Origin of the sequence: Campylobacter sp. IFREMER_LSEM_CL2127, from assembly GCF_025771745.1 — a bacterium.
Taxonomy (GTDB): domain Bacteria; phylum Campylobacterota; class Campylobacteria; order Campylobacterales; family Campylobacteraceae; genus Campylobacter_D.
Genome location: NZ_JAKMQV010000001.1, coordinates 286,562 through 308,093, shown reverse-complemented (window position 1 = coordinate 308,093; position 21,532 = coordinate 286,562). Strand labels below are relative to the sequence as shown.

Sequence of the window (21,532 nt, the reverse complement as noted above, 5' to 3'; positions counted from 1 at the left end):
TTTAGCTTTCTAAAATGAGTTTTTTTAATACAGCCATTCTAATGGCAACACCATTTTTAACTTGAGTTAAAACCTTGCATCTTTTATCAGCCATTACTTCATCACTAATATCAATATTTCTATGCACAGGACCAGGATGTAGGATAATGAGATTTTTATCTTTTATTAAATCTTTACTAATGCAAAAATCATTTGCATAATCTTTAAGCGATGCATAGGTTGGAATATTGTGTCTTTCAGTTTGTGTTCTAAGACTCATGATAATATCAACATCATCAATGACTTCTTTTAGCTTATTTGTTTTTTTAATGGGATAATTTGGCATAAAATGAGGTGGGGCTACTAGGGTAATGTCTATACCAAAACGAGGCAATAATTCTAAATTTGAAGCAGCAACGCGTGAGTTTTTAATATCTCCTACTATGGCTATTTTTTTACCTTTTACATTATAGTTAAAATGCTCCATTATAGTAAAAAGATCAAGTAAAGCTTGGGTAGGATGAGCGTGTTTACCATCGCCTCCATTAACTATAGGACAATGAGTGTAATTTGCTAAAGTATGAGGCACGCCTGAGTTTTTGTGTCTAACTATAATAGTACTTGGTGCCATTGCGTCTAAATTTGCAGCAGTATCAAAAAGTGTTTCGCCTTTGCTTGAACTACTTCTTGAAACATCTAATTTTAAAACTTTAGCACCTAGTCTTCTTGCGGCTGTTTCAAAGCTTGATTGAGTGCGTGTTGAATTTTCAAAGAAAATTGTTGTGACACTTTTTCCTTCTAAAAATGTACGCGGTTTTTCATCTAAAAATTCTTTTGCTTCTTTGAATAAAGCTAAGATTTCATCATTGTTAAAATCTTTTGTAGTAATTAAATGCCTCATAAGTCCTCCTTAAATTTTTAAATTAAGCTCATTATCTGAACAAATAGCACTAAATAAAACATCTGTTGAACTATTTAAAGCTGTTTCAACGCTATCTTGAATAACCCCTATGATAAATCCAACCGCAACTACTTGCATGGCTATATCATAATCGATATTAAACAAAGAGCAAGCAAGCGGTATGAGTAAAAGCGAACCTCCGGCAACCCCACTAGCTCCACAAGCTGCAAATGCAGCTAAAACGCTCAAAAGCATAGCTTGTAAAAAATTTATTTCAATACCTACTGTATGAGCTGCTGCAAGACTTAGTATAGCTATAGTTACAGCTGCTCCTGCCATATTAATCGTAGCTCCTAGTGGAATAGAAATGCTATATAGGTTATTATTGATATTTAATTTAGAGCAAAGTGCCATATTTACAGGGATGTTTGCTGCAGAACTTCTTGTAAAAAATGCAAAAACAGCGCTATGTTTTAAGCAAATAAAAATCAAAGGATAAGGATTTTTCTTTGTATAAGCAAAAACAATTAAAGCATTAATCACAAAGGCTACAAAAAACATGGTTAAAACTAAAATTATTAATAATTTAACATAACTTAAAAGTCCTGCTGCTCCTGTTTGAGCAACTGAATTTGCTACAAGTCCAAAAATTCCAAATGGAGCAAGCTTGACTATAAATTTAACAATTTTTAATACACCTTCGTTGATATCAGTAAAAAGTTGTTTTGCGTCATTTGAACAGTGCCTTAGGGCAAAACCCCCACCTATGGCCCAAGCTAATATACTTAAATAATTTCCTGAAGATAAGGCGTGGATAGGATTATCTACGATTTGAAAAAGTAAGGTTTTAAATACTTCGCCTATATGTGCAGGGCTTGTAGTAGAAGCTTTTTCAATATCGGTTAATACTAATTCTACGGGAAAGACAAAGCTTATACTAACCGCGCTTAAAGAAGCTAAAAAAGTTCCAAATATATATAAGAAAATGATATGTTTTATTTTTTCGCTTCCATGGTTAAATTCTTTTGTGCAAATAGTTGTTAAGATTAAGATAAAAACTAAAATTGGCGCTATGGCTTTTAAAGCTCCTGTAAATAAAGCACCAAAAATATTTGCAAAAATAGCTAAATCTTTAGAAAAAACACCTACTAAAATTCCTAAAATAATACCTATGCAAATTTGTAAAATAAGATTTCCATCTTTATAGCGTTTGATTGCACAAGAAAATAAACTCATTTCTTACCTTTTTTTGTAGTGATAAATTTTTAATTTATTCTAACAAAGTAAAGCTTAAATAAGCTTTTTGATTTTTAAGCTAGCTTGTGCTAGAATAAAGCTATTATTATTTATGATAATTAAGGAATATAAAATATGTATTTATTTACTTCTGAAGTTGTTAGCGCAGGACATCCTGATAAATGTGCTGATATTATAGCTGATTCTATAGTGGATGCTTTTTTAACTCATGATAAAGATTCAAGGGTTGCTAGTGAGGTTTTTGTAGCAGGAAATAAAGTAGTAATTGGTGGCGAGATTAAATCAAAACATAAGCTAGAAAAACAAGATTATGAAAATATTGTAAAAAAAGCTTTAGCAGATATTGGTTATGATGGGCATCCGCATTTTAGCAAAAAACAGTGTTTACATCCTGATGATTTAGATGTAATGGTATTTTTAAATGAGCAAAGTCCTGATATTAATCAAGGTGTTGATCAAGAAGATGGAGAGATTGGAGCAGGTGATCAAGGGATAATGTTTGGTTTTGCAAGTAATGAAGCAAAAGAATATATGCCAGCAGCTATTTCTTATGCTAGAATGCTTTGTGATAAAGTATATGAGTTTGCAAAAAACAATCCTGATAAACTTGGAGTGGATATTAAAACTCAAGTTACGATTGATTATGCAAATAAAGAAAATTTTGAAAATTGTAAACCTCAAAGCATCCATACTATTGTAGTTTCAGCTCCTTGTGTTGAAAGTATGAAAATAGAAGATTTAAGAGCTTTGGTGATGGATTTGATTTTGGATTCAAATTTACCAAAAGAGCTTTTTTGTCCAGAAAAAACAAGAATTTTAATCAATCCAACGGGAAAATATGTAAATCACAGCTCGTTGCATGATAGTGGTTTAACAGGAAGAAAACTTATAGTAGATAGCTTTGGTGGTTATGCTCCAATAGGCGGAGGAGCGCAATCTTCTAAAGATTATACTAAGGTTGATAGAAGTGGGCTTTATGCAGCAAGATGGCTTGCTAAAAATATCGTAGCCGCAGGTCTTGCTAAAAAATGCATAGTGCAGCTTTCTTATGCTATAGGCGTAGCTAAACCAACTTCTGTAAGTGTGGATTGCATGGGAACAAACACAAGATTAAATGATGATATTTTAAGTGATTTTGTGATGAAAACTTTCCCATTAACTCCAAATTGGATTAAAAATAAATTCAATCTTGATAAACCAAGTAAAGATACTTTCATGTATGCTGATGTAGCTGCTCGTGGTCAAGTAGGTCAGGCTGATTATCCTTGGGAAAAATTAGACGCTCTTGATGAATTTAAAGCATTATAAAATGAAGCTTTTAAGCTTCATTTTGCTTTAAAAGTTTTTCTTTTATCTTTAAAATCAATATCTCTTTTGGCTTAATTACAGTATTTTCTTTTCCATTAACTGCATGATATATGCTTACATTATAATTATTCGCATAAAAACGCATTAGAAAATTTTGTAATTTATATTCACTTGAAAAATTAAACCAAGCATTGTTTGAAATGGCTATGATGATCTTTGAGTGTTTGTAAAGTTTTTCTTTTGTGGCTTCAAAGCAGATAGCATTAGTGATGAGTTGATTATTTAGAATGTATTGATTTAATTCCTTTCCTTTTGAAAATTCATCAATATTTAAAAGATATTTTTTAAAAAAGGTTTTAAATATAGGAATTTCTTCCCCAAAAGGTACAAGATAGTGTTTGTTAAAAACTTGTATGTTACCATTGTCAAATACATAAGTGCTATTATATAGATGATTAGGTGTGGTACTTATAGCACCTGTGATGATGATGATTTGTTTTGATAAATCTTTTAAAGCTTGTAAATAACTTGGAGCTTTATTTAAAGCAAAGGCAAAAGCTGTTTCAGGAAAAATAATTGCTTCTTTGCCTTCTTTTATGGCCTGATTGATTTGATAAAATATATCTTTAGAATGAGTTTGTAAATTTTCTTGTATGAATTTTTGATCTTGGGAGATATTAGTTTGAATTAATTTATAGTCTAAATTTAGTGTTTGTGGTTGTTTTTGATTGTATTGAGCTCCGATTAGAATAAGGATTAAAATGATTGCTATTTTATAATATCTTGAAATGTATTTTTCATAATAAAAATAAGCAATCAAAAACATAGCTACAATGCCTTGATAACTTGCATCAAAGATTCCATATACACTTAAAACACCCCAATTTAGCCAATCAAAGCCAAAAGGATGAGCAAAACTAAGTAAAAAAATTCCACAAAGTCTTAAAAAATCATATTTAAGAAAAAAACATACTAAAAATAATAATCCATAAATTAATCCGATTAAGATAATTTCTAAAGGAATTAAATAAGCTAAATTAAAATAAATTGATGATAAAGCTATCCACCAAAACCATAAAATTCCTATAAAAAAACCGGTGTAAAAATATCCTGCTTTACTTTTGTTTCTTAGTAATAAAATTAAACCATATATGCTTAAAAATGGTGAAATAAATTCAAAAAGTAAATTTTCAAAAAAAGAAAAATAAATAAAATTTGACAATAAAAGTGCAGAAAAAAAGGCTTTTATTATTTTAAAAGTGGTAGAATTAGAATTTATGAACTTTAAAAAAAGGGGAAGAAATGGCAGAAAACGGAAATATTTGGACTTCATTGTTGCCTCTCATTGTGCTTTTTGCGATTTTTTATTTTTTGGTTATCAGACCACAACAAAAACAAGCAAAAGACCACAAATTAATGGTTTTATCTTTAGAAAAAGGAGATAAAATCATCACAAATGGTGGGATAATTTGCGAGGTGGTAAAACCAGAAGAGGATTTTATCAAAGTTAAGCTTAATGATGAAAATGTAGTTGTAAAAATTTCTAGAGATTTCATAGCAAAGAAAATTGATGCGTAGTGGAAAAATTACTTATAGAAGTATCATTTTCTTTGTAGTTTTTCTTATAGGATTAATTTTTTCCATACCTTCTTTTATGCAAACCCAAAGTGGTGCTAAGATCAACCTAGGACTTGATTTGCAAGGTGGTTTGCATATGTTATTAGGTGTAGAAGTAGAAGAGGCGGTTAAATCAAAGGTTAAATCTATAGCCTCTTCTCTTAGTTATTCTATCAATAAAGAAGATATTATTGTTGATAAAATCAAAGTAAATGATACTAGTATTGAATTTAGTTTATTAGATGAAAATGATATAGCTAAGGTTGATTTGTTATTAAAAGACATCAAAGGCTTGGCTATTACACATGAAAATTTACACTACACACTTTCTTTAACCCAAGAAGAAGTCAAGCTAACTCATGAACAAGCTATTTTGCAAGCTGTAGAAACTATTAGAAATAGACTTGATCAATTTGGTCTTGCGGAGCCAAATGTAGCAAGATCGGGTGAGGATAAAATTTTAGTCGAACTTCCAGGCATTAAAACTGCTGCAGATGAGGCTAGAGCTAGAGAACTTATCGCAAAAGCCGCGCATTTACAATTAATGGAAGTAGATGATGTTAGAATGGATCAAATAAATAATCTTACTCCAGCTCAAGCTGCTGAATATGGAGATTTGATTTTTGAAGATGCAAAAAATCCTCAAATTAAATATCTAGTAAAATCTATACCTATTCTTGATGGTTCTATGTTAACAGATGCAAAAGTAGGCTTTGCGCAAAGTAATAATCTTCCTGTGATTAATTTTACCTTAAATTCAGAAGGTGCTAAAAAATTTGGAGACTATACAGGAAATAATGTAGGCAAACGCTTAGCTATAGTTTTAGATAATAAAGTATATTCAGCTCCAAGAATTAATGAAAGAATAGGTGGGGGTAGTGGTCAAATTAGTGGTAGCTTTACTGTTGAAGAAGCTCATGATGTGGCCATTGCTTTAAGAAGTGGGGCACTTTTAGCACCGGTTAAAATGCTTGAAAAAAGAAGTGTTGGACCATCTTTGGGTGCTGATAGTATTAAAATGAGTATGATAGCCCTAGCAGGTGCTTCTATATTAGTTATTGCATTTATGGTGATGTATTATGGTATAGCAGGAATTTTTGCTAATATTGCTTTAGTGGCAAATATTTTAGTGATTATTGCTGTAATGGCTATGTTTGGTGCAACCTTAACTTTACCTGGTATGGCAGGACTTGTACTGACTGTAGGTATGGCAGTAGATTCTAATGTTATTATTAATGAAAGAATTAGGGAGTTATTGCGAGAAGGTGCTAGTATAAGGCAAAGTGTTGAAAATGGTTATAAGCATGCAATGAGTGCGATTTTAGATTCTAATATTACTTCGCTTATTACTTCAGTGGTACTTTATGCTTATGGAACAGGTGCAGTAAAAGGTTTTGCGGTGACTTTGAGTATTGGGATTTTAGTTTCGATGATTACTTCTATTGTTGGAACTCATGGTATGTTTGAAATGTTTATGAACCGTATGGAAAAAAGCAATAACACAAGATTATGGTTTGGATATAGGAGACCTTAATGCAATTTTTTAGTCAAAAACATGTTTATGATTTTATGAGAATGAGATTTGCAGCCATCTCTTTGTCTTTTATTTTATTTTTTGGTTCTATTTTTATCCTTTTTACTAAGGGTTTGAATTTTGGTATTGATTTTACCGGTGGAACTTTAGTGCAACTTCAATATGAGCAAAAAGCTCCTTTGGCTGAAATTCGTAAAGCTTTAGCTATCAATGAAAATTTAAAAGGTGCTAGCGTTACTGAATTTGGTGGCGCTAATGAAGTGATTATTCGTTTTTCAGGAAGTAGTGATAGTTTAGGAAGTGATATTGGAGTAAGTATTGCAAATTTATTAAAAGATACAGGTAAATTTGAAGTGCGCCGCGTGGATGTAGTGGGTCCAAAAGTAGGAGATGAACTGCGTAATAAAGGTCTTATGGCGGTTGGAATTTCTTTGATTGCTATTTTGATTTATTTGGCAGTGAGATTTGAATGGCGTTTTGCTATGGCTTCTATTGTGTGTGAAATTCATGATATAGTCATTACTTTGGGTGCTATTGCATTATTTGAAATAGATGTAAATTTAGATATTTTGGCGGCTGTTTTAACCGTACTTGGGTATTCTTTAAATGATACGATTATTATTTTTGATAGGATTAGAGAAGGTATTAAAACAAGTAAAAATTCAAAACTTGATCTAATTATCAATGAATCAGTTTCAGCTACTTTATCAAGAACTACTTTAACAACGGGTTTAACTTTAATCACCGTTGTAGTGCTTTATTTCTTTGGTGGATCTATGATAGAAGGTTTTGCTCTAACTATGATAGTAGGTATTGTAGCAGGTACTGCAAGTTCTATATTTGTAGCAAGTCCGGCGCTTTTATGGTTTAAATTCAGCGTTGCGCAGTATCGCCAAAAAGAATTAGAAAAAGTAAAGAAAAAACAAGAAAAAGAGAAATTAAGAGCAATGTATGAAAAAGGAATGGTATAAAAATGAATTGGGGTAAGGTTATTTATATCTTTTTTGCTCTAATGAGCTTAACTACAACCGCAGGATTTTTATATGATCAAAATGAAGTTGCTTTATTTATTGCAGCTTGTGTGAATTTAATTTCTACTTTATTGAAAATTGGGGTTAGAAATTTCTTAGCAGCTGAATTATTTGCTAGTTCTTTGGTAGCTGATTTGCATTTAATTCCAGCTTTTGCTTTAATACAAATTAATCCAGAAGCTAATGTTATGGTTTATACTTTAGCAATTGGTGCTTTGATAGCTAATATCTTTTCAATGATTTTAGTTATAGTTGATTCAGTAAAAAATCAAGAAGAAAATTAGGAGTTAAAATGGCATATGAAGCAGGTAAAATAGAAAAAAAATGGCAAAAAATTTGGCAAGAAAAAGAATATTTTGAACCAAAAGATGATTTTTCTTTACCAAAAAAATACATTTTATCTATGTTTCCATACCCAAGTGGTAGAATTCATATGGGACATGTGAGAAACTATAGCATAGGTGATGCTATGGCTAGGTATTATAGAAAAAAAGGTTTTAATGTCTTACATCCTATAGGTTTTGATAGTTTTGGTATGCCTGCTGAAAATGCTGCAATTAAACATGGTATCCATCCTAAAAAATGGACTTATGAAAATATTGATTATATGCAAAATGAACTTGCATCTTTGGGCTTTTCTTTTTCTAAAAAAAGAATGTTTGCTACTTCTGATCCTTTATATACTAAATTTGAGCAAGAATTTTTTATCAAAATGTATGAAAAAGGACTTGTTTATACTAAAGAAGCTGAAGTTAATTGGTGTGAGAATGATAAAACAGTCTTAGCAAATGAGCAAGTTGAAGATGGCAAATGTTGGCGTTGTGGACATGAAGTCATTAGAAAAAAAATGCCAGGATATTATGTAAAAATCACTGCTTATGCAGATGAATTATTGCAAGATCTTAAAAAATTAGAAGGAAAATGGCCAAGTCAAGTTCTAACTATGCAAGAAAATTGGATAGGTAAAAGCACAGGGCTTAGTTTTGATTTTGATATAGAAGAAAATGATAAAATCAGTGCAAAAAAAATCAATGTTTTTACCACAAGAGCTGAGACTATTTATGGAGTATCTTACATTGCTTTAGCACCTGATCATGAAATAGTAAATGAATTAATTGATAAAAAATTACTAGATCAAGATGTTATAGCTAAAATTCAAAATATACAAAACCAAACACCGCGCCAAAGACAAGCCGCACCAAAAGAAGGATATTTTTTAAATCTTTATGTAATCCATCCACTAAGCAAAGAAAAAATTCCTTTATGGGTAGCTAATTTTGTTTTAAGTGATTATGGTAGCGGCGCTGTTATGAGCGTGCCTGCTCACGATGAAAGAGATTATGAGTTTGCAAAAACTTATAATTTGGCTATAAAAAAAGTAATTTATAAAGATGAAAATGACGCACAATGCTACACTTTAAAAGAAGGTGTTTTAACTAATAGTGACGAATTTGATCAACTAGAATGCAATGAAGCTAGGGAAAAAATTAGTTTAAAAATTGAATCTTTGGGTATTGGTAAAAAGGTTACTAATTTTAAAATTCGTGATTGGGGTGTTTCTAGACAAAGATATTGGGGAGCTCCTATACCAATGATTAAGTGTAACTCTTGTGGCATAGTCCCTCAAAAAATAGAAAATTTACCTATTACCTTGCCTGAAGATGTAGTGATAAATGGAGAAGGAAATCCACTTGATAAGCATGAAACATGGAAAGAGTGCGTTTGTCCAAAATGTGGTAAAAAAGCGCAAAAAGAAAGCGATACTTTAGATACTTTCTTTGAAAGTTCTTGGTATTTTGCGCGTTTTGCAAGTGATGATAAAACATGGCAAGAAAAAGCAGTAGATGAAAAAAGTGTTAATTATTGGATGAATGTTGATGAATATATTGGTGGGATTGAACATGCGATATTGCATTTACTCTATGCTAGATTTTTCCAAAAAGCACTTAGAGATTTGGGTTATTTAAAAGATGATGAGCCTTTTAATAGACTTTTAACCCAAGGAATGGTCACTAAAGATGGTGCTAAGATGAGTAAGTCTAAGGGGAATGTGGTTGATCCTGATTATATTATAGAAAAATATGGAGCAGATAGTGCAAGATTGTTTATATTGTTTGCTGCACCACCTGCTAAAGAACTTGAATGGAACGATAGTGCATTAGAAGGTGCGTTTAAATTTATCAATAGGCTTTATGAAAAGGCTATGAGTTTAGAATGTGGAAAATTACAAGAAATTGATCATCAAAGTTTAAATAAAGAAGAAAAATATGCTAGATTAAAAGTATATGAAGCTTTGAAAAAATCTTTCGAAGTTTATGAAGAAAGCTTTGCCTTTAATACCTTAATAGCTGCATGTATGGAGGCTTTAAATGCTTTAAATGCTATAAATCATAAAGAGGTTTCAAAAGAAGCTTTTTATATTATTTTAAATATCTTAGAGCCTATCATCCCTCATGTTTGTTTTGAACTTAGTGAGCATTTATTTAAATGTGAAAATTTTAAAGTATTAAAAATAAAAGATGAAGTTTTTGTAAAAGATAGTTTTAATATAGCTATTAGTGTTAATGGTAAAAAAAGAGCACAAATTGAAATAAATTCAGAAGCTAAAGAAGATGAGATTTTAGCTTTAGCTAAAGAAAATGTCGCAAAATGGCTAGAAGGAAAAACTATAGTAAAAGAAATTTATATTGATAAGAAATTGGTTAATTTGGTGATTAAATGAAAAAATATCTAGTGCTGTTTTTTGCTTTTTTCATCATAGCTTGTGGATATATTCCCTCTTCGCAGATGGCAAGTAGGGTTTTGGGTGAAAATGTATTTTTAAAAATCAATATTAGCAAACAAGATCCTGAAAACAGTGTTTACATAACAGACATTCTAAGAGAAGCCATGCTTAATAAGCTTGGTAGAAAAATCACAGATGAGTATAATGCAGATAGTTCTATTATAGTCACGATGAAAAAGTTAGAATTTCATCCTATGGTTTATGATAAAAATGGTTATGTGATTAATTATAAAGCAGAGCTTTATTTGGAGTTTGTGTTGCGTTATAAAAATGGCAAGGAAGAAATTGTAAATACTAAAGGAAGTTATAATTTTGATATTAATCCAAACTCTATCATCAGTGATCAAGCAAGATTTGAAGCGATTAAAAATGCATCAAGTGAAGCTTTTGATGAATTTGTTTCTATTATAGCTATTAGGGGTTATAAATAAAATGGCAAGTCATATCAATGAAATTGCAAAAGAAACATTGATAAAACTAAAAGAGCGTAAGTTATATCCAACTCCTGAAAATTATAGCGAGGTGTTTGAAGAGTGTGCTAAAAAAGCAGGAGTGATGAGTTCAAATAAAGCCAGAATAGAAAAATATACTAATCTTTTAGATGATTCTTACAAGCAAGAATTAAAAGGAAAAAGTATTCGAACTATTGATGAGTTTTTGATGTTTTTAGTCTCTAGGCTCAATAGACAGGTAAGTAGAAAATATGAAGATGTTTATGCTTTGCTTGGCTTAATCATTCAACAACTTAGTATTAGTAAAGATAAAAAAATCAAAGAGCTTGCTCAAATTACTCAACACAGATTATCCCAAGCTATGGATTTAGAAACCATATATCTTTTAAGAGCTAAATGGAAAGAACTTGAAAAATCTTATGAAGATGGAGAACTTTTAAAAAAATTAGAAGAATTTAATATCCGAGCTTTTTTGGATTTTCATGCTTTAATAGAAAAACTTATCACTATGCTAAAAGAACGTTCTTATGAAAAACAAGCTGAACTTTTACTAGCTTCTTTAGAACCTTTATTTGGTGAGAGTAAAGAAGTAGAGCAATTTAAGCAAAAATTAAAAGAAAATCCTAGATTGATTGCTAGAAAAGAATTTGCACATGAATATTGTTTGATGCTACAAAAAAAAGAAGCAATAGATAAATACTATATACAAAAAAATCTTTCTTTTTTCAATCAGCATTTAGAAAGCCTAAATGAAATGGTTTCAAAGCTTTATGATAATAGCCAAGAAGATGTGAAATTTATTAATGCTTTAACTAAAGATGAAAATGGTAATGTGCAGGTTAATTTTGATACATTAAAAGATAAGCTTTTGTATGCAAACGAGCAAATAGCTCAAATTAAAACTCAAATTCAAGCTACAAGCGATGATGAGCAAAGAGAACAATGGAGTCTTGCTCAAGAGCTTAAAAAACTTGATGAAAATTATAAGCTTTATGCGGTTAATTATGCTTTATCTTTCTTTAAAATCAATAATATAGAACATGTTATTAATGCTTACGGTATTGATAGTTTTAAAACCATTAGTGGGAAGTTTAAAAAAATCCTCAAAGATTTATGTAAAAATTTAGCTGAAATTTGGATTTTAGATGAAAGTTCTTATTTAATTGTTTTTCCGGGTAAAAGCTTAGAAGATGCTCAAATCTTTACGGAAAAAGCTTTGAAACTTATAGATGATTATAAATTTATTTATAAAGAAGAAGTAGTTAGACTTGTTTTATCATCTTCTTGTATAGAAAAAAAAGAATTTCCAGATGGCGATATTTTAAAAGAATTAATGCAAAAAGCTTAGTATGAAATTCCAGCAAACACTTTCACAAAAAACCATGCATGTGCAAAAAATCAGTAGATTTTTTATGTTTAGTATGTATGAAAAATATAAAAAATTTATCCCAAAAACTAAAAATATTCAAATTATTGGCACTAATGGCAAAGGAAGCACAGGTAGATTTTTAGCCCTTTTACTCTTAGAGCAAGGATGTAAAGTAGGGCATTATACAAGTCCACATATTTTTGAATTTAATGAAAGATTTTGGTTAAATGGAAAAATTACAGGCAATGAGCTTTTAGAAAAAGCACACGAAGAATTAGAAAGTGTTTTTTTAGATGATGTGAAAAAACTTAGCTATTTTGAGTATGCTACATTTTTAGCATTTTTTGTTTTTAAAGATTGTGATTATGTGATTTTAGAAGCTGGAGTAGGTGGAGAGTACGATGCTACAAGTGTTTTTGAGATAGATTTTAGTATTTTTACTAAAATAGGTTTTGATCATCAAGATTTATTGGGTAAAAACTTAGATGAAATAGCAAGAACAAAATTAAAAGCCATGAGTGCTAAAGCTTTAATTAATCATAAGCAAGAAACAAAAGTATTAAATTTGGCTCAAAAAATAGCAAAATTAAAACAAGCTAGTTTAGATATTAGTGCGTTAGATGAAAACAAGGCTATTTATCCTTATGTGCAAAAATATATTCAAAAATATAATTTAGCAACTTTTTTAAAAGATAATCTTTTTTTAGCCTTAGAAGCTTTTTCTAAAATTTGTGCCAAAAATGAAAAAGAATTGATTTGCAGCATTAGTAATTTGCCAAAACTTGATTTAAAAGGAAGGTGTGAGCAAATAAGTCAAAATATTTTTGTTGATGTAGGCCATAATGAAATGGCAGCTTTAACTTTAGCTGAAATTTTCAAGGAAAAAAAAGTTCATTTGGTTTATAATTGCTTTTTAGATAAAGATTCTTATAAAATTTTAAGAGCTTTAAAGCCTATAATAAAAATAGTTGAAATTTATGAATATGAAAGCAAAGACAGACCTTTAGCAGGCTCTGTTTTGCTAGAAAATTTAGAAAAATTAGATATTGCTTATCAAAAATTTGAACAAATAAAAAAAGATGAGTTGTATTTAGTTTTTGGTTCTTTTGTATTGGTAGAAAATTTTTTAAGAGGCTATAATGAAAGATAAATTTACGTTAACTATCACAGATGTAAATGGTTCTAGACATTTTTTATTAAGTCAGATCATAAAAAAAGTAATTATTTATTTTACTACTTTTGTTTTTGTTGTTATAGTTTTGGGTGCTTTATATATTAATTATTTGGCAGATAAGCGTTCAGAGCTTTTAAAAGAGCAAGAAACATTGTCAGCAAAAAATACTAAATTATTTTCTCAAAATGAAAGTATGCAAAAAAGTTTAGAGGAAAAAACAGCCTTGTATGATGAACTCCAAACTCAACTTGCAGATATTGAAGAAAATTTAGGTTTAAAGCAAGATGAGGGTTTGGATATACCAGAAAGATTGGAAAAAGTTAAGCTTACTAACGATCAAGCCTATTTATTTTTAACACAAATTCCAAATGGCCATGTGATAGAAGATAATGGAGTCACAGGTAATTTCGGATGGCGCCATCATCCTATATTAAATAAAAAAGAGTTTCATCCAGGTATTGATTTAAGAGCAGCTTTAAATACTCCTATTTATGCACCGGCAAATGGAGTAGTTGAATATGCTGCATATAGTAATAATGGTTATGGTTATTCAGTGATTTTGATCCATAATTTTGGCTTTAAAACGGTATATGCACATATGATGCGCAAAGATGTTGTTAAGGCAGGGCAATTTGTAAAAAAAGGTGATTTGCTTGGATATACAGGAAATACCGGTCTTTCTACGGGACCACATTTGCATTATGAGGTTAGATTTATTAATAAACTTTTAGACCCTAAAATTTTTATAGATTTAAACCGAAAAAATTATGAACAAATATTTGATAAAGAAAGGAGAGTTCCATGGCAATCTTTAATAAAGGCTCTATTGCTACAGTATCCGAAACTACAGTCATTTCAAACGGAGCAAAAATAGAAGGAAAATTTTATTTTGACTCTATGCTTCATTTAGATGGAGAGATTACAGGTGTGATTGATTCTTCTAATGTGATAGTAATAGGTAAGAGTGGTGTTTTAAAAGGACAAGTTAAGGCAAGTAAGATAGTGATTAATGGGATTTTTGAAGGAGAAATGCAAGTTGATTCTTTGGAAATTTTATCCGGTGGTGTGCTTAATGGTAATATCATAGTTAAACAATTAAGCATTGAAAATGGTGGAAAATTTAATGGAAGCAGTAAAATAATCGAAAAAGATGAAGAGCTTACAACTATTGATGTGAGTATAGAAAATTCAGAAAATGCAAGCTAAATTATATGAATATTTATTAAGTAACAAAACTGAGTTAATAGTTTGTGAGAATGATAAAGAAGCAGATGAGTTAGCTCAAGTTTGTTTATTTTTAAATTTAAAAACTTTCGTTTTGCCTGATTTTAGAGCAGAATTTGGTAGTGACTTGCGCTCTTTTTCTAAAGAGCTTTTTGAAATTTGCAAAGTTTTAAATGCTTATCATAAAGAAGATGAAAATAAAATTTTAATTTCTCCTATAAAAACAATTTTGCAAAAACTCCCCGGGAAAAAGCATCTAAAAAATATTATTCTTAAAAGAAATTCACTTCTTGCTTTAGAGAAATTTAAAGAAGAAATTTTACATAGTGGGTATGAGTTTGTAGATATAGTTCAAGATAAGGGTGAAGTTTCAATACGCGGAGATATTATAGATATTTTTGCAATTAATGAAGAACAACCTTTTAGAATTTTGCTTTTTTCAGATGAGATAGAAAGTATAAGATATTTTGATATTCATACACAAAAATCAATCCCAAATGAACTTTCAAAAATTGAGATTTGTCCATTTTTAAGTGCTTTTAATCAAGAGCAATATGAAAATTTACAAGAAAAAATTCAAAATTTTCAAAGCCAAAGTATTATTAATGATGTTAATTCTTTAGGATTTTGGTGTGTTGATGATTTTTGTGATTATTTGGATTTAAATTTTGTGAGTATAAAAAATTTTGATATAAATGATTTTGAAGAAGATATTAGTAAAATCAATCAAAATATTTTACCTGAACCAAAATTTTATAAAGATTTAGTAAGTTCTTATAATTATGATTTTTTCACTTTTCACAAAGATAAAAAAATTACTATTTTGGCAAAAAATGAAGCTTTGTTTAAAGCTTTAAATTTACAAGAATTTTCAAATATTAAATTAAAAATATCTCAAGAAAGAATCAACCTAATCACTCAAGATGAGCTTATTATCTCTTTAAATAAAAAAGAAAAAAGTAAAAGAGTTAGAAAAGCAAGTTTGGTAATAGATGAGCTTAGAGTCGGGGATTTTGTTGTACATGAAGATTATGGTATAGCTAAATTTTTAGGTCTTGAGATTATTATAATTGCAGGAGCAAAAAAAGAATTTGTCGCTCTTGGGTATTTAAATAACGATAAGCTTTTATTGCCTGTTGAAAATTTATATATGATTGATAAATATATCGGTGCAAGTGGTGGCGTGCCTTTACTTGATAAGCTTGGAAAAGGAAGTTTTCTAAAAATCAAAGAAAGATTAAAAGAAAAATTATTTGCCATTGCTTCAAATATAGTTTCTTTAGCAGCGACTAGAGCTTTGATAAAAGCAAAAGAATTAAAAATTTCTCAAGAATTACAAGATGAATTTATCAATAAAGCAGGATTTTTTTACACTAAAGATCAAAGTCAAGTTTGTCAAGAAATCACTCAAGATTTAAAAAGTATGCAGGTGATGGATAGGCTTTTAAGTGGCGATGTGGGTTTTGGTAAAACAGAAGTTGCTATGAACGCTATATTTACTTGTGTAAAAAGTGGTTATACGGCTTTATTTTTTGTGCCAACTACTTTGCTTTCAGCCCAGCATTTTAAAACCTTAAAACGAAGATTTGATTCTTTTGATATAGAGGTTTTTAAGCTAGATCGTTTTACTAGTGCTAAAGAAAAAAAACAAGTTTTAGCATTTTTAAAAGAAAATAAGCCTTGCGTAGTGGTAGGAACGCATTCTCTTTTAGGGGTTGAGTGTGAAAATTTAGGTTTAGTTGTGATAGATGAGGAGCATAAATTTGGTGTAAAACAAAAAGAAAAACTCAAAGAATTAAGTAAAAACTCCCATATTTTATCTATGTCAGCAACGCCTATACCAAGAAGTTTAAATCAAGCTCTTAGCTCTTTAAAGTCATATAGTGTTTTACAAACTCCACCTGAGGATCGTTTGGATGTGCGTACCTTTGTTAGAGAAAGTCATGACGCTTTGATTAAAGAAGCTATTTCAAGAGAATTAAGAAGAGCAGGACAGATTTTTTATATACACAATCATATAGCAAGTATTGATGGGTGTAAAAAATATCTTTTAGATTTGTTTCCAAATTTAAAAATTTTAATCTTGCATTCTAAAATTGATGCAAAAATTACTGAAGAAGAAATGATTAAATTCGAAAATAAAGAATATGATTTATTGCTTTGTACTTCTATAGTTGAAAGTGGTATTGATTTGGCAAATGCAAACACTATCATAGTAGAAAATTCAGATCGCTTTGGTATGGCTGATTTGCACCAACTTAGAGGAAGAGTAGGGCGTAGTGCTAAGCAAGGATATTGTTATTTTTTGATTGAAGATAAGGAAAAAATCACAAAAGATTCTTTAAAAAGACTTACGAGTTTGGAGAGTAATTCTTATTTAGGTTCAGGAAGCGTGCTTGCTTATCATGATTTAGAAATTCGTGGTGGTGGAAATTTATTAGGCGTGGATCAAAGTGGACATATAGAACAAATTGGTTATAGTTTATATCTTAAAATGTTAGAAGATGAAATTAATAAGCTAAGCAAAAAAGAAGAAATTAAAGAGAAAAAAATAGATCTAAAGCTTAATATCAATGCCTTTTTAAATAGTGAGTATATTGGTGAAGATCGTTTGAGATTAGAGCTTTATAGAAGACTTAGTAAATGTATGAGTGTTAATGAAGTTTATGAGATAGAAAGTGAGATGAATGATCGTTTTGGTAAGCCTGATATCTTCACAAAGCAGTTTTTGGATTTAATCATCATAAAAATTTTAGCTAGCAAGCATTATAAACTAGTGAGTAATTATGAGCAAAATATTTGTTTTGTAAAAGATGATGAGAGTAAGGAAGTTATTAAGGCAAAAAGTAAAGACGATGATGATGTGATCGAGGCTATTTTGATGCATTTAAGAAAGAGTGAAAAAGCATGAGCGGATATGAAATTTTTAAAGCTTTAGTTAATGCAAATATCAACTATAACGATTTTGAGTGGCTAGAAAATAATACTTTAAGCGAGTTTGAAATTTTAATTTCTGTGGTTTTAACTCAAAATACAAACTGGAAAAATGTGTTAAAAGCTTTGATAAATTTAAAACAAGCAAATATTACTAATATAGAAGATTTATCAAAGTTAAACACTCAAGATTTAGCACTTTTAATAAAGCCAAGTGGATTTTATAATACCAAGGCAAAATATATTAAAAATTTCACTCAAAAATATTTCCAAGATTTTAATTCTTTTGAACTTTTTAAAGAAGAAGTAGATAGAGAATGGCTTTTAGGCATTAAAGGCTTGGGTCAAGAAAGTGTAGATGGAATTTTAAATTATATATGTAAAAAAGAAGTTTTAGTAGTTGATGCTTATAGTGCAAAAATAGCTAATTATTTAGGCTATGAGTGTCAAAGTTATGATGAATTAGCAGATTTTTTAAAAAAAGGCATAGCTAAAAATCAACAAGAATTATGTGTTTTACTAAAAAAAGAATGTAAACTATACGAGCTTTATCAAATTTTTCATGCTTTAATTGTTTCTTTTTGTAAAACACACTTTCAAGGTAAAAAACTTTCAGCAGATGGTGCGCTTATTTTAGATCCTTTAAAATTTTAAATTTATTTTTTATTTAAAAAGTTATTTTTTTTACGATTAAAGTGCTATAATGTATTTAACTTCATAAAAAGGAGAAGTAATGAATACAAGTATAGTTGGAAAGCAATTTGAGCTAACTGAGTCTATAAAAGAGTATGTGGAAAAAAGCTTTGATGCTTTAAGTAAATATGGCTTAGATGTGATTTCTGCACGTTGTGTTATAAGCGCTGATGAAAGGCATGGAAAGAAAGGATTTTGGACTGAATTTAGCATTAACTTAGCTGGTATTAATACAGTGGTTGTAAAGCAAAAAGATAAAGACTTATATGCTGCTATAGATTTAGCTATTGATAGAATTTCTAAGGTTTTAAGAAGATTACATGATAAAAATATTACTCATAAGCATCAAGATGAGATAAAAGAAAATTTAGTATTGCCAAGTGTGATTGAGGAAGATGAGATAGTTCCAACAGAACTTGAGCTATATAAACCTTTAGAAATTGAAGAAGCACTAGAAAAGCTAAAAGCAAGTAAGGATATATTTTTAGTTTTTAATGACATAGATGCAAAAATGAGGGTACTGTATAAGAAAAAAGATGGTAAATTTGGTTTATTTTAAAAAATCTAGCCTTTTTAAGGCTAGATGTATTAGAAGAGTTTGTTAAAGATTTTATCTATTGCCTGATCTACTTTTTTACCTGTGTTTTTAGCACCATCACTAGCATTTCCACCTATTGTATTAACAATAGAATTTACAACACTTTTTGTATCAAGACTTACTTTAGGATCTTGTGTTGTTCCTTTTATAATGCCTTTGAAATTTGCTCTATCAATAACGATATTAAAAGGAATGTTTAATTTAGTGCTTTTTGTATCAACTTTGCCTTTGCTGATGTTTATATTACTTCTATCAGCCACTAGGTTTAAATTTAAATCTATAAGATTTTTATTGATATTCATTTTAGCTTCACCGTTGCGATATACATCTTGAGTGATATCTTTTTGTAAAAGTAGCATTAAAGCACTTGTGATGAGGTTTTTCTTAAGTTGTCCATCGGCTAAGTTCATTAGCACCACACCGCTTTCTTTTAAAAGATTGTAGTCAATACTTAAATTTGATTTTGCTTGATAATAATCAGGTAAATCTAAGCTTTGAGCTAAATTTGAAAGATCAGTATTTTGCATTTTAGCGTTAAAAATATTATTTTTTAAAGTTGCATTTAATGAGCCGTTAAATATATTTTTACTATTAACGCTTGCATCAATTAAAGCGTTTTTAAAATCAAATTTTCCTTCAAAATCAGCCTTGCCTTTTAAGTTTCTATCGACTAAAAATCCTAGTTTAGAAAAATCTTGCAATGAAATATTATAAGTACTTGCTAGAGCCATTTGATTAAGATCAAAATTTCCTTTTAATGAGTTAATATTTGCAAATGAACTTAGAGCTTTAGCGTTAAAATCAATGATTGATTTAGAAATTTTTCCATCAAGATTGATTTTTGCTGAAGTATTCTTTGGAAATTTTTTATCCAAAAGCTTGGATAATTCTACTTCATTAAAAGAAGAATTGATAGTGGCTTTAAAATCACCATTAATATTGTTAAAATCAAGTGTTTTTAAATCAATATCAGCATTTACATCGCCAAATGCTAAAACTTTTTGTCCAATTAAAGGGAAAAGTTGTTCTAATTTTATATTATCAACTTTCGCTTGCAAACTTTTTCCATTGGATTTTGCATTGATAAGCCCTTGCATGATTTTAATATTTGCATCAAGATTTTGAATTTGATTTGCCTTAAGATCAACTTTGGCATCTAAATTTAAAGGTCCATTGAGATTTTGCTTGGTTAAAGGTTTTAATTTGTTAAGATTATCTACAAAAGCACTAATTTGGGCTTTTAAATCTTTGTTTGTAAGATTATAAGAGCCTTTTAGTTGAGGTATTTTTGCTATGTTTGAATCAAGCAAAGCTTCATAATCAATCAAAGAATTTTTCACATTTGCTTTAGCTTGTAGATTAAAAGTTGTTTTTGGAAAATCAAGATTGCTTAGTTTTTTAAATTCTACAACATTTATATTTGCATTGTTTAACCTAGTATTTAGATTGAAATTTTTAAAATCAAGTCCTTGCGCTTTTAAATCTAAAATTAATTTAGAATTAATAAAAGCAGGCATAGAGATAGTCTTTAAAAGCTCTGCTACTTCTATATTGGTTGTGTTGATATTAAGATTATTATTTTCTAAAATAGCTTTTAAGCTACCACCAAATCCAAGCAAGTTAGCATCTAATTTTTGTAATTGATTGCTTGTAAAAAGTAAATTACCTTGAATTTGACTTTTGCCTTGGAGTTTTATTTTAGCTAAAGATGAAAATTGATTAAAATCATCTATTTTGATGTCAAAATCACTAGTTAAGCTTTGTTTTGCTATATCATAAATACTTTTTTGTGTATAAAGTTTGAAGAAGTTACTTAAAATTTCACTTTTAGATATAACTTCATTGTTTTGGATTAAAGATCTTATCTCGCCTTTTATATAGCTTTGTTTTGGTAGGCTTAGATTAAAATCTTTTTCAATTAGAGTATTGTTGATAGAACTTGTGTAAAAATTAATCAAAGCATTACCATTTGGTTTTAAATCTTTAGCTTGTATATCACTTATAATACTAATTTTTCCTTGAGCATATCTTGGTAAATTAGCAAAATCTAAAATTTGAGCTAAATCTATATTTTTTCCAATAAATTCAAGATTTATAGGAGAAAAATCAACAATTTTTGCATCTAAGCTAAGATTAGAATCAAATAAAAATCCATTACCTTTTACTAAAAAATCACTACTTTTACCTACAGCACTACCTTTAAATGTAAAATCTTTATCGCTTTTTAAGCCAAGATTTTGAATATAGTTTTGTTTAAGTCCTAAAAGATAGTTTAAATCAAATCCTAGTCTTAAAGGTGATATGCCACCTTCTATATTAGCAAAAAATTTATCATCAATATTTGCTTTAATGTCAAGTTGTGAAAAACTAATTTTAAAATTTTCAAATTTAACATTCATACCACTTTTTTGAGCAATAATCGTTTCGATTCTTGGCTTTAAAAAAGCATTGCCCATGCTTGTAAATAATAATGTATATATAGCTAGAAATGCTATACACGCTACACCTAAAAGAATGTAAAGAATTTTTTTCATGAGAAACCTTTATAATGATATATCATATAAATTTAGTGATATAGACTAAACTTATATGATATATTTTACTTAATTTATTGACAATTAACTTTCTTTAATGTATAATTCTATCACTCAAAAACAAAGAGTGCTAAAAATGGCA

At 29.2% G+C, this 21,532-nt stretch carries 18 protein-coding genes; 14 read left to right on the top strand and 4 right to left on the bottom strand.

What is annotated here, in order from left to right; all coding sequences use genetic code 11:
• Window position 1: 1 nt before the first annotated feature.
• Complete coding sequence (locus L8V77_RS01590; protein WP_263706375.1) at window positions 2-880, bottom strand: aspartate carbamoyltransferase catalytic subunit; 879 nt, start codon at window positions 878-880, stop codon at window positions 2-4.
• A gap of 9 nt (window positions 881-889) precedes the next feature.
• Window positions 890-2,116: a serine/threonine transporter SstT gene (gene sstT, locus L8V77_RS01585; RefSeq protein ID WP_263702142.1), complete on the bottom strand. Its 1,227-nt coding sequence runs from the start codon at window positions 2,114-2,116 to the stop codon at window positions 890-892.
• 135 nt (window positions 2,117-2,251) lie between these two features.
• Here sstT and metK point away from each other — a divergent pair, with 135 nt between their 5' ends.
• The gene (gene metK / locus L8V77_RS01580) at window positions 2,252-3,445 is read left to right on the top strand and encodes a methionine adenosyltransferase (protein ID WP_263706374.1); all 1,194 of its coding nucleotides are present in this window, start codon (window positions 2,252-2,254) and stop codon (window positions 3,443-3,445) included.
• 10 nt (window positions 3,446-3,455) lie between these two features.
• Here metK and L8V77_RS01575 read toward each other — a convergent pair whose 3' ends face one another.
• The gene (locus L8V77_RS01575) at window positions 3,456-4,778 is read right to left on the bottom strand and encodes an apolipoprotein N-acyltransferase (RefSeq protein WP_263706372.1); all 1,323 of its coding nucleotides are present in this window, start codon (window positions 4,776-4,778) and stop codon (window positions 3,456-3,458) included.
• On the opposite strand from L8V77_RS01575, the gene yajC reads away from it, so the two are divergent.
• From yajC to hpf, 13 genes are all read left to right on the top strand, one after another.
• The gene (gene yajC, locus L8V77_RS01570; RefSeq protein ID WP_012661754.1) at window positions 4,748-5,023 is read left to right on the top strand and encodes a preprotein translocase subunit YajC; all 276 of its coding nucleotides are present in this window, start codon (window positions 4,748-4,750) and stop codon (window positions 5,021-5,023) included. The genes L8V77_RS01575 and yajC overlap by 31 nt on opposite strands.
• Window positions 5,016-6,596 carry a protein translocase subunit SecD gene (secD, locus tag L8V77_RS01565; protein ID WP_263706371.1) on the top strand — a complete coding sequence of 527 codons (1,581 nt, stop codon included), beginning with the start codon at window positions 5,016-5,018 and terminating at the stop codon, window positions 6,594-6,596. The genes yajC and secD overlap by 8 nt, the downstream gene beginning before the upstream one ends.
• Complete coding sequence (secF, locus tag L8V77_RS01560) at window positions 6,596-7,567, top strand: protein translocase subunit SecF (protein ID WP_263706370.1); 972 nt, start codon at window positions 6,596-6,598, stop codon at window positions 7,565-7,567. The genes secD and secF overlap by 1 nt, the downstream gene beginning before the upstream one ends.
• Window positions 7,568-7,569: 2 nt before the next feature.
• On the top strand, window positions 7,570-7,911 hold the full coding sequence (locus L8V77_RS01555) for a DUF6394 family protein (RefSeq protein ID WP_039618681.1): 342 nt from the start codon (window positions 7,570-7,572) through the stop codon (window positions 7,909-7,911).
• Between the two features lie 8 nt (window positions 7,912-7,919).
• Window positions 7,920-10,349 carry a leucine--tRNA ligase gene (gene leuS, locus L8V77_RS01550; RefSeq protein WP_263706369.1) on the top strand — a complete coding sequence of 810 codons (2,430 nt, stop codon included), beginning with the start codon at window positions 7,920-7,922 and terminating at the stop codon, window positions 10,347-10,349.
• Window positions 10,346-10,843: an LPS assembly lipoprotein LptE gene (lptE, locus tag L8V77_RS01545; RefSeq protein WP_039668573.1), complete on the top strand. Its 498-nt coding sequence runs from the start codon at window positions 10,346-10,348 to the stop codon at window positions 10,841-10,843. Before leuS ends, lptE begins: the two co-directional genes overlap by 4 nt.
• Before the next feature lies 1 nt (window position 10,844).
• Window positions 10,845-12,212: a hypothetical protein gene (locus L8V77_RS01540; RefSeq protein ID WP_173787453.1), complete on the top strand. Its 1,368-nt coding sequence runs from the start codon at window positions 10,845-10,847 to the stop codon at window positions 12,210-12,212.
• A 1-nt stretch (window position 12,213) separates the two neighbouring features.
• Window positions 12,214-13,383, top strand: a complete 1,170-nt coding sequence (locus tag L8V77_RS01535) for a Mur ligase family protein (RefSeq protein ID WP_263706368.1) — start codon at window positions 12,214-12,216, stop codon at window positions 13,381-13,383.
• Window positions 13,370-14,281: a M23 family metallopeptidase gene (locus L8V77_RS01530; protein ID WP_263678820.1), complete on the top strand. Its 912-nt coding sequence runs from the start codon at window positions 13,370-13,372 to the stop codon at window positions 14,279-14,281. Before L8V77_RS01535 ends, L8V77_RS01530 begins: the two co-directional genes overlap by 14 nt.
• On the top strand, window positions 14,209-14,613 hold the full coding sequence (locus L8V77_RS01525; RefSeq protein WP_257396780.1) for a bactofilin family protein: 405 nt from the start codon (window positions 14,209-14,211) through the stop codon (window positions 14,611-14,613). Before L8V77_RS01530 ends, L8V77_RS01525 begins: the two co-directional genes overlap by 73 nt.
• Complete coding sequence (locus tag L8V77_RS01520) at window positions 14,603-17,542, top strand: DEAD/DEAH box helicase (RefSeq protein ID WP_263706367.1); 2,940 nt, start codon at window positions 14,603-14,605, stop codon at window positions 17,540-17,542. The genes L8V77_RS01525 and L8V77_RS01520 overlap by 11 nt, the downstream gene beginning before the upstream one ends.
• Window positions 17,539-18,219, top strand: a complete 681-nt coding sequence (locus L8V77_RS01515; protein WP_263706366.1) for a 3-methyladenine DNA glycosylase — start codon at window positions 17,539-17,541, stop codon at window positions 18,217-18,219. The genes L8V77_RS01520 and L8V77_RS01515 overlap by 4 nt, the downstream gene beginning before the upstream one ends.
• Before the next feature lie 79 nt (window positions 18,220-18,298).
• The gene (gene hpf, locus L8V77_RS01510) at window positions 18,299-18,817 is read left to right on the top strand and encodes a ribosome hibernation-promoting factor, HPF/YfiA family (RefSeq protein WP_263706365.1); all 519 of its coding nucleotides are present in this window, start codon (window positions 18,299-18,301) and stop codon (window positions 18,815-18,817) included.
• A gap of 29 nt (window positions 18,818-18,846) precedes the next feature.
• On the opposite strand, the gene L8V77_RS01505 is transcribed toward hpf, so the two are convergent.
• Entirely contained in the window at window positions 18,847-21,390 is a 2,544-nt protein-coding gene (locus L8V77_RS01505; protein WP_263706363.1) for a hypothetical protein, read from the bottom strand.
• Window positions 21,391-21,532 lie beyond the last annotated feature (142 nt).

Bases quoted from the DNA above. Each gene is read 5' to 3' on its own strand.
- secF (WP_263706370.1), top strand. From the start codon at position 6,596: ATGCAATTTTTTAGTCAAAAACATGTTTATGATTTTATGAGAATGAGA.
- secD (WP_263706371.1), top strand. From the start codon at position 5,016: ATGCGTAGTGGAAAAATTACTTATAGAAGTATCATTTTCTTTGTAGTT.
- L8V77_RS01540 (WP_173787453.1), top strand. From the start codon at position 10,845: ATGGCAAGTCATATCAATGAAATTGCAAAAGAAACATTGATAAAACTA.
- L8V77_RS01535 (WP_263706368.1), top strand. From the start codon at position 12,214: ATGAAATTCCAGCAAACACTTTCACAAAAAACCATGCATGTGCAAAAA.
- L8V77_RS01590 (WP_263706375.1), bottom strand. From the start codon at position 880: ATGAGGCATTTAATTACTACAAAAGATTTTAACAATGATGAAATCTTA.
- L8V77_RS01515 (WP_263706366.1), top strand. From the start codon at position 17,539: ATGAGCGGATATGAAATTTTTAAAGCTTTAGTTAATGCAAATATCAAC.
- hpf (WP_263706365.1), top strand. From the start codon at position 18,299: ATGAATACAAGTATAGTTGGAAAGCAATTTGAGCTAACTGAGTCTATA.
- L8V77_RS01505 (WP_263706363.1), bottom strand. From the start codon at position 21,390: ATGAAAAAAATTCTTTACATTCTTTTAGGTGTAGCGTGTATAGCATTT.
- L8V77_RS01520 (WP_263706367.1), top strand. From the start codon at position 14,603: ATGCAAGCTAAATTATATGAATATTTATTAAGTAACAAAACTGAGTTA.
- leuS (WP_263706369.1), top strand. From the start codon at position 7,920: ATGGCATATGAAGCAGGTAAAATAGAAAAAAAATGGCAAAAAATTTGG.
- sstT (WP_263702142.1), bottom strand. From the start codon at position 2,116: ATGAGTTTATTTTCTTGTGCAATCAAACGCTATAAAGATGGAAATCTT.
- lptE (WP_039668573.1), top strand. From the start codon at position 10,346: ATGAAAAAATATCTAGTGCTGTTTTTTGCTTTTTTCATCATAGCTTGT.
- L8V77_RS01575 (WP_263706372.1), bottom strand. From the start codon at position 4,778: ATGAAGTCCAAATATTTCCGTTTTCTGCCATTTCTTCCCCTTTTTTTA.
- L8V77_RS01525 (WP_257396780.1), top strand. From the start codon at position 14,209: ATGGCAATCTTTAATAAAGGCTCTATTGCTACAGTATCCGAAACTACA.
- metK (WP_263706374.1), top strand. From the start codon at position 2,252: ATGTATTTATTTACTTCTGAAGTTGTTAGCGCAGGACATCCTGATAAA.
- yajC (WP_012661754.1), top strand. From the start codon at position 4,748: ATGGCAGAAAACGGAAATATTTGGACTTCATTGTTGCCTCTCATTGTG.
- L8V77_RS01555 (WP_039618681.1), top strand. From the start codon at position 7,570: ATGAATTGGGGTAAGGTTATTTATATCTTTTTTGCTCTAATGAGCTTA.